This is a genomic window from Flavobacterium hibernum (assembly GCF_000832125.1).
GTDB lineage: Bacteria > Bacteroidota > Bacteroidia > Flavobacteriales > Flavobacteriaceae > Flavobacterium > Flavobacterium hibernum.
This window is the reverse complement of the sequence record NZ_JPRK01000015.1, coordinates 130,864-144,643: the sequence shown is the minus strand read 5'-3', so window position 1 is coordinate 144,643 and position 13,780 is coordinate 130,864. Positions and strand designations below refer to the sequence as shown.

15 protein-coding genes are annotated in these 13,780 nt (G+C 33.2%); 3 read left to right on the top strand and 12 right to left on the bottom strand.

What is annotated here, in order from left to right; translation table 11 throughout:
- Positions 1-20: 20 nt before the first annotated feature.
- The 11 genes from aqpZ to IW18_RS17715 all read right to left on the bottom strand — a co-directional run bounded on the left by aqpZ (position 21) and on the right by IW18_RS17715 (position 9,898).
- On the bottom strand, positions 21-728 hold the full coding sequence (aqpZ, locus tag IW18_RS17765) for an aquaporin Z (RefSeq protein ID WP_041519353.1): 708 nt from the start codon (positions 726-728) through the stop codon (positions 21-23).
- Positions 729-757: 29 nt separating this feature from the next.
- A complete protein-coding gene (locus tag IW18_RS17760) occupies positions 758-1,114 on the bottom strand; it encodes a DoxX family protein (RefSeq protein WP_041519351.1) in 357 nt (118 codons plus the stop codon).
- Positions 1,115-1,201: 87 nt separating this feature from the next.
- Positions 1,202-2,098 carry an EamA family transporter gene (locus IW18_RS17755; RefSeq protein ID WP_041519350.1) on the bottom strand — a complete coding sequence of 299 codons (897 nt, stop codon included), beginning with the start codon at positions 2,096-2,098 and terminating at the stop codon, positions 1,202-1,204.
- Positions 2,099-2,309: 211 nt separating this feature from the next.
- On the bottom strand, positions 2,310-3,452 hold the full coding sequence (locus IW18_RS17750; RefSeq protein WP_041519349.1) for a peptidylprolyl isomerase: 1,143 nt from the start codon (positions 3,450-3,452) through the stop codon (positions 2,310-2,312).
- Positions 3,453-3,490: 38 nt separating this feature from the next.
- Positions 3,491-4,567, bottom strand: coding sequence for a peptidylprolyl isomerase (locus IW18_RS17745; RefSeq protein ID WP_041519348.1), 1,077 nt, complete (start codon positions 4,565-4,567; stop codon positions 3,491-3,493).
- A gap of 17 nt (positions 4,568-4,584) precedes the next feature.
- Positions 4,585-5,226 carry a gliding motility-associated peptidyl-prolyl isomerase GldI gene (gene gldI, locus IW18_RS17740; RefSeq protein ID WP_041519347.1) on the bottom strand — a complete coding sequence of 214 codons (642 nt, stop codon included), beginning with the start codon at positions 5,224-5,226 and terminating at the stop codon, positions 4,585-4,587.
- 7 nt (positions 5,227-5,233) lie between these two features.
- A complete protein-coding gene (locus tag IW18_RS17735; protein ID WP_041519345.1) occupies positions 5,234-6,238 on the bottom strand; it encodes a DHH family phosphoesterase in 1,005 nt (334 codons plus the stop codon).
- A gap of 324 nt (positions 6,239-6,562) precedes the next feature.
- Positions 6,563-7,795, bottom strand: a complete 1,233-nt coding sequence (locus IW18_RS17730; RefSeq protein WP_041519344.1) for a chloride channel protein — start codon at positions 7,793-7,795, stop codon at positions 6,563-6,565.
- 135 nt (positions 7,796-7,930) lie between these two features.
- The gene (locus IW18_RS17725) at positions 7,931-8,314 is read right to left on the bottom strand and encodes a RidA family protein (protein ID WP_041519343.1); all 384 of its coding nucleotides are present in this window, start codon (positions 8,312-8,314) and stop codon (positions 7,931-7,933) included.
- Between the two features lie 368 nt (positions 8,315-8,682).
- Positions 8,683-8,988, bottom strand: a complete 306-nt coding sequence (locus tag IW18_RS17720; RefSeq protein ID WP_041519342.1) for a chaperone modulator CbpM — start codon at positions 8,986-8,988, stop codon at positions 8,683-8,685.
- Complete coding sequence (locus IW18_RS17715) at positions 8,981-9,898, bottom strand: DnaJ C-terminal domain-containing protein (protein WP_041519341.1); 918 nt, start codon at positions 9,896-9,898, stop codon at positions 8,981-8,983. Before IW18_RS17715 ends, IW18_RS17720 begins: the two co-directional genes overlap by 8 nt.
- 305 nt (positions 9,899-10,203) lie before the next feature.
- On the opposite strand from IW18_RS17715, the gene IW18_RS17710 reads away from it, so the two are divergent.
- Positions 10,204-10,917, top strand: coding sequence for a hypothetical protein (locus IW18_RS17710; RefSeq protein ID WP_041519339.1), 714 nt, complete (start codon positions 10,204-10,206; stop codon positions 10,915-10,917).
- A gap of 93 nt (positions 10,918-11,010) precedes the next feature.
- Here IW18_RS17710 and IW18_RS17705 read toward each other — a convergent pair whose 3' ends face one another.
- Positions 11,011-11,538, bottom strand: a complete 528-nt coding sequence (locus IW18_RS17705) for a hypothetical protein (RefSeq protein ID WP_041519337.1) — start codon at positions 11,536-11,538, stop codon at positions 11,011-11,013.
- Positions 11,539-11,764: 226 nt separating this feature from the next.
- Between IW18_RS17705 and guaA the strand changes: the two genes are divergently transcribed.
- Together guaA and IW18_RS17695 are read left to right on the top strand one after the other, a co-directional pair.
- On the top strand, positions 11,765-13,294 hold the full coding sequence (gene guaA / locus IW18_RS17700) for a glutamine-hydrolyzing GMP synthase (protein WP_041519335.1): 1,530 nt from the start codon (positions 11,765-11,767) through the stop codon (positions 13,292-13,294).
- Positions 13,295-13,407: 113 nt separating this feature from the next.
- Positions 13,408-13,740 carry a hypothetical protein gene (locus IW18_RS17695; RefSeq protein ID WP_240475578.1) on the top strand — a complete coding sequence of 111 codons (333 nt, stop codon included), beginning with the start codon at positions 13,408-13,410 and terminating at the stop codon, positions 13,738-13,740.
- The last annotated feature ends 40 nt before the right edge of the window (positions 13,741-13,780 follow it).

Below are 13,780 nucleotides of genomic sequence, written 5' to 3'. Positions count from 1 at the left end.
AGGTTACAAATAAAAATCGATTATGCTTCGGCGTGATTTTGCAGTAGTGTTTTGTAGATAAATCCTGCTACTATTGCGCCTAATATTGGAGCAACCCAAAACAACCAAACTTGCGATAATGGTTCTCCACCAGCAAAAATTGCTTGAGATAATGATCTTGCAGGATTCACAGAAGTATTTGTAATAGGAATACTAATTAAGTGAATAAGCGTTAAGGCTAAACCAATAGCAATACCTGCAAATCTTCCGTTTGCAAATTTATCTGTTGCTCCCAAAATAACTAATAAGAAAAACAATGTCAATACAAACTCCGCAATAAAAGCAGATTGTAATGAATATCCGTCAGGCGAAAATGCGCCATAGCCATTAGATGCAAAGGCACCGGCTTGTGTGTTGTTGATTGCATTTCCTGCTTTACCAGTCCAAATGATAAATAAAGTTCCTGCTGCTGCAAGTGCGCCTACACATTGCGAAATGATGTAAGGTAAAAGATCTTTTGCGGGGAATCTTCCACCAGCCCATAAACCAAATGATACAGCCGGATTAAAATGTCCACCAGAAATGTGCCCAACAGCATATGCCATCGTAAGTACTGTTAAACCAAAAGCCAGTGCAACACCAGCAAAACCAATTCCTAAGTTAGGAATTCCAGCAGCAAAAAGTGCGCTTCCACAACCTCCAAAAACTAGCCAGTAAGTTCCAAAAAACTCTGCAAATAATTTTTTCATAATAAATAATTTTAATTAATAGTTGATCGTTAAAGGGTATATTGGTATGCCCAAAAAATCAGAACCAATTGTAAGGGCAAACGTACAAATAAAATCCATTTTGGTAAATTAAAACTTGCTTTTTTATTTTGAAACATAAATAAATTTGCTGGGAATACTGCAATTAACAAAGCAATAATTCCCCACGCAGCAAAACGTGTTGTGACAGAAAATGTTAGCAGAACACCTAGTATTATCTCAGATGCTCCGCTTAAAATATTTATTAAATTTGGGTTTTTAAAAAAAGGAGGAATTATTTTAAGATACATTTTAGGGTTCCTAAAATGATTAATTCCAGCAATTATATAAAGAAAAGCCATTAAATATAAATGCCAAGGTAAATTCATGATATGTTATTGTTTATCACGAATTTATAAAAAAATTAACAATTATTACATTACAAGGCTCTTTTTTTTAAGGCTGTTTAAAATTGGCTAGTTTTTACGCTTAAAATTTACGTTCATAATAATAATGGCCAAAATGATAAGAACAATTCCAACCCACTGAATTAAGATAACTTTTTCGTTTAGTAATACGAATGCCATCATTACAGAAACAGGAAGTTCAAGTGCAGAAACAATACTTCCTAAACCAATTCCCGTTAATGGAAATCCTATATTCATAAGCATAGGAGGGATAATTGTTCCAAAAAGAGCAAGGATAATTCCCCATTTAGCAAAAATCGTCAAGTTAAAAGGTGTTATTTGTGTCGCAAATGCAAACGAAAATACAATTATTGCACCACCCAAAAGCATGTATAAACTACGTTGCGCCGAAGAAATTTCTGTAGCGACACGATTTGCAGTAAACATAGTTGTAGTAAAAGATGCTGCAGCACAAACACCCCAGGCAATACCTCTCCAGTCTAATTTTATTTCGTTGTTTAAAATGTTCGTCGCCAAAACTGTTCCTACAAGGACAATAATTACGGCAATAACCTTTTGTTTTGAAGGTAATTTTTTTTCTAAAATCATTTCAAGTAGAACACCCATCCAAACGGTCTGCATCAATAAAACAATACCAATAGAAACCGGAATATATTTTACAGCCAAATAATAAAACAAACTTGTCATACCTAATGAAGTACCGGCAAGCATTAAACTAAAGATATTTTTTGGTGTCGCTTTTACAACATTCTCTTTATGTTTTATTTTCTGGAAGGCATTTATAAGTAAAATACCAAGAATTCCTAATACAAATTGAGAGGTTGTTACTTCGGCTGTAGTATATCCTTCAGAATAAGCCATTTTTACAAAAGTGGCTAACATTCCGTAAGTTGTAGCTCCTAAAGCAACAAAAAATACTCCTTTTAAAACGTGATTTTGTGACATCTTAACTTGTTTGTTTTAAAAAATTAAAGCCGGCAAAGGTAAGTTATTTTGTTTAGGATTTAATAGAAAATATGTACAAACGTTAATATTACTTTGTTTTTGCTCTTTTAAGAAGTTCTAAAATTGCAGATTTGATAGAATTAGTATAAAATAAAAAACCGCCAAGAGAATATCTTGGCGGTTCATTTTATGTCAGTAAAGAATTTAAAAACTACTTTGTAGGTTGCTCTTTGTACGTTTCAATTTCAAAAACCAAAGTTGTTTTTGGAGGAATAACATTTCCTGCACCTTTTTCGCCGTATGCTAAATTTGATGGAAGAAAGAATATTGCTTTTTCACCATCAGTCATCATATCCAGAGCTTCAAGGAAACCAGGAATCATACCGTCTTTTTTACCCACTGCAAAAGAAAAAGCCTGATATCCTTTTTGAGCATCACGATTTGCATCATATTGACCGTAAGCTTTGGCTACGTTAGCCATACTGCTGTCAAAAAGTTTTCCGTCTTCAAAGTATCCAGCGTAATGGAAATAAATATTAGATCCCTCAGCACCTTTAACACCACTTCCTTTTTGTGTGATAACATATTTTAAACCAGATGCAGTTGTGGTTGCTTTAGCTTTAGTAGCGGCAAAATAAGCTGCTTTTTGAGTTATTACTTTTTGAGCTTCTGCTTTTTTTGCATCTTGTTTCTTAGCATCATCAGCCAAAACTTTTACGGCATCAAATTTTTTAGCCGCTGCACCTTTACGAGTAATGGTAATTTTTGTCATAATATCATCCTGAACAATTTTATTGACATTGTCCATTCCTGAAACCACATGACCAAAAATAGTGTGCTTTCCGTTTAACCAAGGAGTTTCTTTGTGTGTGATAAAGAATTGGCTTCCGTTTGTAGCAGGACCAGAATTAGCCATTGCAAGAACGCCACCTTTTTCGAATTTTAATTCTTCGACAAATTCATCTTTAAACGAATATCCTGGACCTCCAGAACCATTTCCGTCCGGATCTCCTCCCTGAATCATAAAGTCATTGATAACTCTATGAAATTTTAAACCATCGTAAAATGGTTTTCCTTTCAATCTTTCCACTTTTACATTAGGATTTTTACCTTCTGCCAAAGAAATAAAATTAGCTGCAGTAACGGGTGTTTTTACGTATTCTAAAGATAGAACGATATCACCTTTTGTTGTTGAAATTGTTGCAAAGATACCATCATTAGGATCTGCTTGAGAAGTTGATTTTGTTACTGCTTTTGTTGCAGGAGCTTTTGGTTTAGCAACTGGTTTTTTTGTTGTTTGGGCTTGGATATTGACTACTGCCAAGCAAAATAAAAATAAAAATTTAAACTTCATGAGTTCCGAATTTATGTCTATGTTGAACTTTTAAAAAATTATTGTGGCTTTTCTAATAATTGAATTTCGAAAATAATATTAGCATTTGGTGGAATTGCATCTCCGGCACCAGTTGGTCCGTAAGCTAAATGAGATGGAATAAATAAAATTGCTTTATCTCCAAATGAAAGTTGTTCGATTCCTTCAATAAATCCCGGAATCATACCGTCTTTACGACCAGCTTGAAATGGAATTGGCTGGTAACCTTTTTGTTCTGCTCTTGCTGCATCAAATTTACCAAACGCTTTATTTACTTCTTCTACGCTTGAATCAAACAAAGTTCCGTTTTCTAAGAAACCTGAGTAATGAATGTATAATTGAGTTCCTGTTGCAGGTTTTTTGCCTGTTCCTTTTTCAGTAATTAAAAATTGTAAACCTGAACTTGTTTTAGTTGTTTTTGGTTTTACAGATGCAAAATAAGCAACTTTTTCTGCTTGAACTCCTGCAATCTTACTTTGATCTTTTGCTATTTCCGAAAAGTAGTCGTGAAATACTTTAACAGCATCAAACTTTTTAGCAGCTTCGCCATTTCTGATAATTTTTACAGAAAGAACTTTATCATCTTGTTTGATTTGGTTTACTACTTCCTGACCTTTTTCAACAACATGACCAAAAATAGTGTGTTTCCCGTCTAACCATGGAGTTTCAACGTGTGTGATAAAAAACTGACTGCTGTTTGTTCCAGGTCCGTTATTAGCCATTGCTAATACACCACCTTTATCAAATCTTAAATCTGAAATTTCATCTTTAAATTTATATCCGGTATCTCCAGAACCAGTTCCTTCAGGATCTCCCGTTTGAATCATGAAACCGTCAATAACTCTATGAAATTTTAGACCATCATAAAATGGTTTACCTTTTAAATAATCTTTTGTTACAAATTCATTTTTACCTTCGGCTAAGGTTACAAAATTAGCTACAGTAACAGGAGCTTTTTTATAGTCTAATTCAACAATAATATGTCCTTTATTAGTTTCAATGTCGGCATATAAACCATCAGGCAAGTTGCTGTGTTCGTTTTTACAAGAATAAAATGAGCCAACGGCTAATAGCAATAATAAAATACTTTTTTTCATTTTTAAAATGTTGTTTTTTATGGGTTTATTGTATCTTTTTTAGTTTGAACAGGAGCTTTTGGAGTAATCGTTTTTGGCGTTTGACCAACTAGTGGTGCTGGTTTTGCTGCTGGATCTGGAACAAAATTACGAAGTGTAACAGTACAGATTAAAGGCTGATTAGTTCCTATTTTTTTATTGTCTCCATGATATCCGTAAGCAATGTGAGACGGAAACAAGAAAGTAACCGTTTCATTTTTTTTCATATACTTAATTCCGTCACGCAATCCCATCATGATGTCTTGCTTATCAACATAATAAGTTTGTGGACCAAGATCAGCTTCAGAATAAATAATTTTTCCGTTGATGTCTTTTACTTCTAAATTAAAATAAGCAATATCTCCTTTTCGAGGTGATGCCGTTTCGGTTGTGCTTTTTTCATCATAAGTAAACCAATAACCTTTTCTTGTAGCGTAATATTTTGCTTTAGGGTTATTTTTGATTATTTTTTTGATGACATCTTCTTCATTAGCTACTAACTTTTTATTTCTGTCAACTGATTTTTTCATAAAAGTACCTGAAGCCTGAGAAATAGGTCTTCTGGCTTCTTCGTGCTGTTTACAGCTAACAAATAAAACAGCAAAAAGTAGGGCGCAAATGCTTAGTTTTAAGTAGTTCATAATTGAATTATATTTTTAGTTTAGTGACTAAATCTTCAAATTTTTTCAAGGTTTCTTCCATCGAAACATCAGATCGTCCGCCAGCTGCATTACTATGTCCACCACCGTTAAAGTGATCTCTAGCAAACTGATTTACGTCAAATCCGCCTTGCGAACGGAACGATATTTTAATGATTTTCTCGTCTTTATTTTCGATAAAAATAGCAGTAAAAACAATACCTTTTATGCTTAGGCCATAATTAACAATTCCTTCAGTATCACCTTTTACATAATTAAAAGAATCCAACTCATCTTGCGTAAGTGAAGTGTAAGATGTTTTGTGTGCTTCAAGAATTTTTAAATTCTGTAAAGCGCGACCTAATAATTGTAAACGGCTATAAGAGCTGTTATCAAATAATAAAACAGGAATTTGAGTATTTTCAACACCTAGATCAATTAATTCGGCAATAATTCGATGCGTATTTCCTGTGGTTCCCGGAAAACGAAACGACCCCGAATCCGTTAAAATTCCAGTATAAATGCAAGTTGCAATTGTTTTATCTAAATCTTCTTTTTTGTCTAAAAATGAAATAAAATTATAGACCATTTCGCAAGTAGATCCAAATGAAGTATCTGAGTACATATAAGCTGCATAATCATCCGGTTTTTGATGATGATCAATCATGATAAATGGAGCAGTTAGTTTGGCTAGCGTATGTTCCATTTCGCCAGTACGATGAAAAGCATTAAAATCGAGTGTGAAAATTAACTCTGCTTCTTGTAAGATCTTGGTGCAATTTTCAGTGTCTTTTTCAAATATTTTTACGGTTTCAGAACCTGGAAGCCAAGCTAAGAAATCAGGAAAATCGTTTGGTGCAATCACAGTTGGCTGGTGATTGTTTTTTAATAAAAAGTGGTATAAAGCTAAGGTTGAGCCCATAGCATCGCCATCAGGGCCTCTATGTGGGATAATGGCAATTTTTTTTGGGGTAGCGAGTAATAATTGTATCGCTTGAATATCTTGTATTTTCATAGTGTGCGAATTTACATTTTTTTAATGTAATGTTGAAATCATTTTACAGATTAACACACTTTTATAAGTTCGCAGTCGCAGTCTGAGTTTTTAGTCACAGTTTACAGTTTTCAATCACAGTCACAGTTCTTAGTTGTGGTTTTTAGTATTTGAAATTGTATTGATTTTGAAAATAAAAAAAACATGTACAGATAAAACGGATTCGCTAGTGCGAACATACAGATTTAAACGGATTTTTTATGTCGGTACGTTTAAGTTCTTTAGAAGCAATCAATTTGAAGTTTTGGTGAAAAGTGAGACTGTTGACTGTGACTAAAAACTAAATTAAAGCCACTTTTGATACAATTTATATTTAGCTCCTTTTACAATTTGTGATTTGTAAATTCCAACAGAACCAGACGAAAAGTATGCAATTGTGCAGGCAATAGCAATGAAAATTCCGGGTTGGATTCCAAAAAGTTCCATTCCCATAACTGTACAAGCGATAGGAGTGTGGGTGGCACCAGAGAATACTGCGACAAAACCTAAACCTGCTAAAAAAGCAATTGGCAACGGAATTATGAGAAATAACGCACTACCCAAAGCTGCTCCAATAAAAAACAACGGTGTTACTTCACCTCCTTTAAAACCGGCACCTAAAGTAAATCCAGTAAAGAGAATTTTAAGAAGAAAATCATACCATGCATTTGGGTGATTAAAGGAGTCAACAATAAAAGGAACACCAAGACCAGAAAATTGTGTGAATCCAAAACCAGCAAATGCAATAGCTAAAATGATTCCTCCAATAAAAGGTCGTAATGGAGGATATTTAATATTCGAAAAAAGAGAACTCCAAAAATGGGTGCTTCTTGCAAATAATAAAGCAGCCAAACCAGATAAAAGACCTAAAAATATAGTGTAAAATAAACTACTAAAACTAACTTCGGGAACAACAGGAATGCTATAATGTGTATGTTTTATTTGCCAAAATTCTACAGTAAAATAAGCAGTATAAGCGACTACAAAAGATAAAATAATGCTTTTAAGTTTTATTTTACTAAAATATAAAACTTCAAGAGCAAAAATAGCGCCTGCCAAGGGAGTTCCAAAAACCGATGCAAAACCAGCACTAATTCCTAGAATAATTAATATTTTGCGTTCGGAATTGTCTAAATTGAAAAGTTTAGTGAACTGATCGGCAATTGCGCCACCCATTTGTACCGCTGTGCCTTCGCGACCGGCAGAACCTCCAAATAAATGAGTAAGTAAGGTTCCTAAAAGTACTAAAGGAGCCATTTTAAATGGAATAACTTTCTTGGGTTTTTCGTATTCTTCGAGTAGTAAATTATTGCCTTTTACAACAGATTCGCCCCAATAATAATAACTCAATCCAACTAATAATCCGCCAAAAGGCAAAAGCCAGATAATCCAGTCGTGGTGAATTCTAAATTGCGTAACCCACTCTAAAGAAACTAAGAAAAATGCGGAAGCAGATCCGGATAAAATACCTATTGAAATACAAATGACAATCCATTTGAAAATAGTGAGTAGTATTTGTTTTAGGTTTTGAAAAGCCATTAATTAACTTAATTTTTTAGCCACGAATTCACGAATAAAAACGAGTTTTAATTTTAAAGATTTAAACAAAAATAATCTTTTTTAATTCCTTAAATCTGTGGCTAAAAAATAATTTGTGAATTTGTGGCTGAAAAATTATTGTACAACAGCCGTAAATTCAATTTCAACTAAATATTCGGGAGCAACTAATTTGCTGATTTCGTAAAATCCAGTTGTAGGTTTTACATCTTTAAAAAATGCTGAGTGTGCTCTTGCTACTTCTTCAAAAGTCGAAATATTAGTAGTGAAAATGCGCGTTCTAATAACATCTTTCATTCCTACATTCAAATCTTCTAAAACTTTTTCAACGCGTTCTAATATATTATAAGTTTGAGCATAAGCGTCATCGGCTTTTACTTTTTCTCCATCAACAATAGCTACAGTTCCAGAAACTTCGATAATATTGCCAATTCTTACTGCACGGCAATATCCCATTTTGTCCTCCCAAGGTGATCCTGTTAAGATGTTTTCTCTTTTCATTTTATATGTTTTTTTGAATTGTTTTTACATTGTTAAAAACAAATTCGGGTTCGTTAATTTCGCTGCAATTTATAAAATATGGAAATGAAAAAGGATGTAATTAGTTTGAAATCACTTTGTAAATCTTTCTTTTTTGTGATATTTTGAGTATCTAATAAGGATGTTTTTCTCTTTTGCCACAGATTTCACAGATTAAAATGATTTTATTTGAAGTGCTTTTTGCTACGACCCGAGCGATAGCGAACATGCGAAGCAATTATACCAATATCCACCATTTTGATTCACGTAAAATTGTAAAATTCCTGGCAAATAATTGCAGCATAAATCATTTTAATCTGTGAAATCTGTGGCGAAAAAATACTCTGCTTTTATTTAATTTGAAACTGTTCGTAAAGTCTTAGTTTGTTTTGGGTTGTCGTCAGATTTTGTTGTAATGCTTCGATCTTAGTTAATAGATTTGCGATAACATCAATGCCTTCAAAATTGATTTTGAGATCATAATGTAAGCGAATCATTTTTTCGACAGCAGGTAATTGTTCCGGTTGAAAATATTCATCTTCTTCGAGAATTACAATTTTTACCAAACCATAATTATGCAATTGTGTTATAAACGAATTGTCAATTTCGTGATACAAACAAAACTGTTTTATTTGAATTAAGTCGTTACTATTCATGTTTTCTTAATTTAGCTAATTCTTCAAATAATTCTTTTTCTTTTGGGGATAATTTAGTCGGAATTTTTAATGTATATGTGATATACAAATCACCAAATTGATTCTCTTTTTTGTATACCGGAAATCCTTTTCCTTTTAGCTTTACTTTCGTTCCGGGTTGAGTTTCGGGTGCGACTTTTATTTTTACTTTTCCATCAAAAGTATTTACATAAATCTCTCCGCCCAAAATAGCAGTATACAAATCCAAATCGACATCGGCATATAAATTATTGCCTTCACGTTTAAAATCAGGATCATTATCGACTATAAATGTGATGTACAAATCGCCATTTGGACCTCCATTTGCACCAGGCGCACCATGATTTGGAATTTTTATAATCTGACCATTTTCTACACCGGCAGGAATCGTGATTCTGATATTCTTACCGTTTACGCTCAGGTTTTGCTTGTGGGTCGTGTAGGCTGATTTAAGGTCTAATTGCAATTCAGCATTAAAATCTTGTCCTCTGTATTTGGCTTTTCCTCTTGAACTTCTTCCGGCAGAACCATACATCGAATTAAAGAAATCAGAAAAATCACTTCCAGAAAAATCTCCTCCAAAATCAGAATAACTTTGACCTCCTTGCTGTTGTCTGGAGTATTGTTGCTGATTTGGGTCATAACCAGCTTTTTCGAACTCATCAGCATGTTTCCAGTCTTTCCCGTATTTATCATATTTTTTACGATTTTCAGGATTGCTTAAAACTTCGTTGGCTTCGTTTATTTCTTTGAATTTTTTCTCGGCTTCTTTGTCATTCGGATTCAAATCAGGATGATACTTTCGAGCTAATTTTCGATAAGCTTTTTTGATTTCGGCCTCCGTTGCCGATTTCGTAATTTCTAATACTTTATAATAGTCAATGTAGTCCATTTGCTTGTATTTTTTAATAAAGGTAAATTAAAATATTGAAGTTAGGAATAACTTATTAATTATCAAAATGATGTCAGCTTTTTTAAGATAAATCTCTCGTTTTGAGTTTTCCGTTTTTTTTAAGAGATTACTTCTTTTAAATTTTCAGATCGTATTTTTGGCAGGTTTTTTGATTCCAAAAATTAGCCTAATATATTGTTATAATAGTCTTAAAGTTGTAGCGCCTAACTAAATTATGCTATTTTTGTGATGCTATACTCTGATTTTATAAAAGTTATAAAAGCCCATTCGATAATATTTTTTCAATGAAGCAAATTTTATTTTTCATATTATTTTTTACTGCTGTCACAGTATCAGCACAGACTGAATTTGGTACAAAATTCAAGCCCATTGCAGCTCCAAAATTTGGTGCAAAACCCAAAAAGACACCTATTCCGGAAGTAAAAGATCCACAAGCAGATAACTTAGATATTCCGAGTATTAAAACGCCTAATGTTTTTGATAATACGACAATTACCCCAAAGTCTCAATTGCAAATTGGCGTTGAGAAAAGCAAATTTACCATGTCTACAGAAACAGATTTTGCTAATCCTGGTGATCGTTTTGTGCCTAAAATGGAAAAAGATTTAAATAAAGCTCTAAAAGATGCAGGCTTAAAAGAAGGACGTGGAACTTTAGTAAAAAGAAATATTTCATTAGGAGATTTTAGAACAAAATCGCAATACTTTATTGTCAAATTCCGTGATTTTGGTGCAATTGACGGCGATTTAGTAAAAGTATCTTCAAATGATAAAGTAATAAGAGACCAACTGTTTTTAGAGGCTAATTTTAAAGATGTCAAAATTGTGTTGGTAGATGGTTTTAATAAACTAGATTTTGAAGCTCTAAATATCGGAACCTTAGGTGGAAATACTGCCGAAATTCAGGTTTACGATGATAAAGGACAATTAGTAACCAATGACTATTGGGATAATCTTGCCGCTGGATTTAAGGCATCTATTATTGTTACAAAGGAGTAATTCTTAGAGATTCAAAGCGACAAAGGTTCAGAGGAACAAAGTTTTAATACTTTTCCCTCTGAACCTTTGTCGCTTTGTTACTTTGTAACTTTTTTAGAAAGGATCCGCAGTTACTCTAAACTTCATATCTGCTTTTACGGTTACATCTTTGGTAAGCGTTTCTTTTAAAGTAACTTTAGTTCTAATTTTATACTTATCGGCCTTTATGTATTGATCTAGTTTTTTATCTGTACAAATTAAATCAATCTCATTTGTTGTTGCGTTTACATTGTCTTGATACGCCAATTCTAATTCGTCAGAATCGGTTGTAGATATATATAAATGAACTGATTTTAAAAAAGTAAACGTTTTGTCTGCAGGATCACTAATCGATAATTTTAAAGATCTCAATTTTACATCTTTTACCAAACTTGCCTTGGTTTTATTGTTTTGAAATTCTGCCGATGAATTGGTTGTAACATCCGGAGTAATTATTTCTGATGGCAAATTGATTGGTGATGTACTTTTTATTTTTATCGATGTCTCATTAGAGATAGTAAAACTCAATAAATCATCAACAGCACTACAAGAGGTTAGTGATAAGGATAACAAAAGGGCAATTGCAATAAATTTTGATTTCATAAATACGGTTTTTTTCTACAGGTACGAATTTTTTATGGATTTGGATTTTCTTTTTTGAGGATCAAAGTTACAAAGGTTCAGAGGTTCAAAGAAAAAAAACTGTATTTAAAGATTTTAAAAACTTTGTACCTCTGAACCTTTGCACCTAAAAATCGTAACGTTGAAAAAAAAAAAAATTTTCAACGTTACGATTTTTCAAATTCGAATATAAAAAGTATTTTTGCGCATGCAACACAACGTACTTATTTTAGATTTCGGATCGCAATATACTCAGCTTATTGCGCGTAGAGTTCGCGAATTAAATATATTCTGCGAAATTTTCCCATACAATCACTTTCCTAGTGATTTATCACCTTATAAAGCAGTAATTTTAGGAGGAAGCCCTTTTTCTGTTCGTGCAGAAGACGCTCCACATCCTGATTTATCTCAAATTCGAGGCAAGCTTCCAATGTTGGCAGTTTGTTACGGAGCACAATATTTAGCTCATTTTAGTGGAGGTGAAGTAGCAGCTTCGAATACCAGAGAATATGGTAGAGCTAATTTATCATATATTAAAGAAGGTGAAACTTTCTTTAATGGAGTTTCAGAAAACAGTCAGGTTTGGATGAGTCATAGCGATAGTATCAAGGCTTTACCAACAAATGCTGTAAAATTGGCAAGCACGCATGATGTAGAATATGCTGCTTATAAAATTGAAGGCGAAACAACTTACGCTATTCAATATCATCCAGAAGTTTTTCACTCTACAGATGGATCAAAAATGCTGAAAAACTTTTTAGTAGACATTGCCGAAGTTCCTCAAAACTTTACACCAAATGCTTTCGTAGAAGAAATGGTGGGAGAATTAAAAGAGAAATTAGGAAACGATAAAGTAGTTTTAGGATTGTCAGGTGGAGTAGATTCTACTGTAGCAGCAGTTTTATTGCACCAGGCAATTGGCAAAAACTTATACTGTATTTTTGTAAATAACGGTTTACTTCGTAAAAACGAATTCCAAAATGTATTAGATCAATATAAAGGAATGGGATTAAACGTAAAAGGAGTAGATGCAGGAGATCGTTTTTTATCAGAATTAGCTGGAATCAGCGATCCTGAAACTAAGCGTAAAACAATTGGTCGCGTATTTATCGAAGTTTTTGATGATGAATCGCACCTAATCGAAGATGTAAAATGGTTGGCACAAGGAACTATTTATCCTGACGTAATCGAATCAGTTTCGGTAAAAGGACCATCGGCAACAATTAAATCACACCATAATGTAGGTGGATTGCCAGATTATATGAAATTAAAAATTGTAGAACCACTTAGAATGTTGTTTAAAGACGAAGTTCGTAGAGTTGGAGCTACTTTAGGCATAGATCCTGAGTTATTAGGAAGACACCCTTTCCCGGGACCAGGATTATCAATTAGAATTTTAGGAGATATTACTCCGGAGAAAGTACAAATCTTGCAAGATGTTGACGCTGTTTTCATCGACGGATTAAAATCTTGGGGATTATACGACAAAGTTTGGCAGGCTGGAGCAATTTTGCTTCCTGTAAACAGTGTTGGTGTAATGGGAGATGAGCGTACTTACGAAAAAGTAGTGGCGCTTAGAGCTGTAGAATCAACAGATGGTATGACTGCTGACTGGGTTCATTTACCATACGATTTCTTGATGAAAGTGTCAAATGACATTATAAATAAAGTAAAAGGTGTGAATCGTGTAGTTTACGATATCAGTTCAAAACCACCAGCAACAATTGAGTGGGAATAATTTTGATTCTCATTTAAATATTTAATAAAAATGCCCATATTTTTGATATGGGCATTTTTATTTTTGTGAAAGTTTCGAAGATAATTTCGTTCGAAGAAATGAAGTTTGAATTGATGGAAAACCCTCTCAGAGAGGGTAAAACGGTAAAGGTTGAAGTTTGTGATAATCTTAGAGAAGTTTCAAACGGCTATTACTTAGTTTTAGGTATATTTACAGACGCAACAGTAAGAAATAAGTTCATTATCAAACACATTGATTCTGGCGATTTTAACGCTAATTTTGTCTTTAATAGCAGCAGTCTTTCGCACTATGTTTACTCAGATAAGTACCAAAACAGGAAAGAAGTTTTGTGTCAATGCAAGAAAAAGGAAGAAGATGAGTTATATAAAGACATTATTATTGCTAAGATAGAAATTGATCTGAGAGAATATTTACCACTAAAATAACAAGTGGCAAGAATCTTGATTTAGAGAGAAATTACTAACT

Coding starts and splice junctions, on each gene's coding strand:
- IW18_RS17745 (WP_041519348.1), bottom strand. CDS start 4,567: ATGAAAAAAAGTATTTTATTATTGCTATTAGCCGTTGGCTCATTTTAT.
- IW18_RS17755 (WP_041519350.1), bottom strand. CDS start 2,098: ATGTCACAAAATCACGTTTTAAAAGGAGTATTTTTTGTTGCTTTAGGA.
- gldI (WP_041519347.1), bottom strand. CDS start 5,226: ATGAACTACTTAAAACTAAGCATTTGCGCCCTACTTTTTGCTGTTTTA.
- IW18_RS17760 (WP_041519351.1), bottom strand. CDS start 1,114: ATGAATTTACCTTGGCATTTATATTTAATGGCTTTTCTTTATATAATT.
- guaA (WP_041519335.1), top strand. CDS start 11,765: ATGCAACACAACGTACTTATTTTAGATTTCGGATCGCAATATACTCAG.
- IW18_RS17705 (WP_041519337.1), bottom strand. CDS start 11,538: ATGAAATCAAAATTTATTGCAATTGCCCTTTTGTTATCCTTATCACTA.
- IW18_RS17695 (WP_240475578.1), top strand. CDS start 13,408: ATGGAAAACCCTCTCAGAGAGGGTAAAACGGTAAAGGTTGAAGTTTGT.
- IW18_RS17730 (WP_041519344.1), bottom strand. CDS start 7,795: ATGGCTTTTCAAAACCTAAAACAAATACTACTCACTATTTTCAAATGG.
- IW18_RS17750 (WP_041519349.1), bottom strand. CDS start 3,452: ATGAAGTTTAAATTTTTATTTTTATTTTGCTTGGCAGTAGTCAATATC.
- IW18_RS17725 (WP_041519343.1), bottom strand. CDS start 8,314: ATGAAAAGAGAAAACATCTTAACAGGATCACCTTGGGAGGACAAAATG.
- IW18_RS17720 (WP_041519342.1), bottom strand. CDS start 8,988: ATGAATAGTAACGACTTAATTCAAATAAAACAGTTTTGTTTGTATCAC.
- aqpZ (WP_041519353.1), bottom strand. CDS start 728: ATGAAAAAATTATTTGCAGAGTTTTTTGGAACTTACTGGCTAGTTTTT.
- IW18_RS17735 (WP_041519345.1), bottom strand. CDS start 6,238: ATGAAAATACAAGATATTCAAGCGATACAATTATTACTCGCTACCCCA.
- IW18_RS17715 (WP_041519341.1), bottom strand. CDS start 9,898: ATGGACTACATTGACTATTATAAAGTATTAGAAATTACGAAATCGGCA.
- IW18_RS17710 (WP_041519339.1), top strand. CDS start 10,204: ATGAAGCAAATTTTATTTTTCATATTATTTTTTACTGCTGTCACAGTA.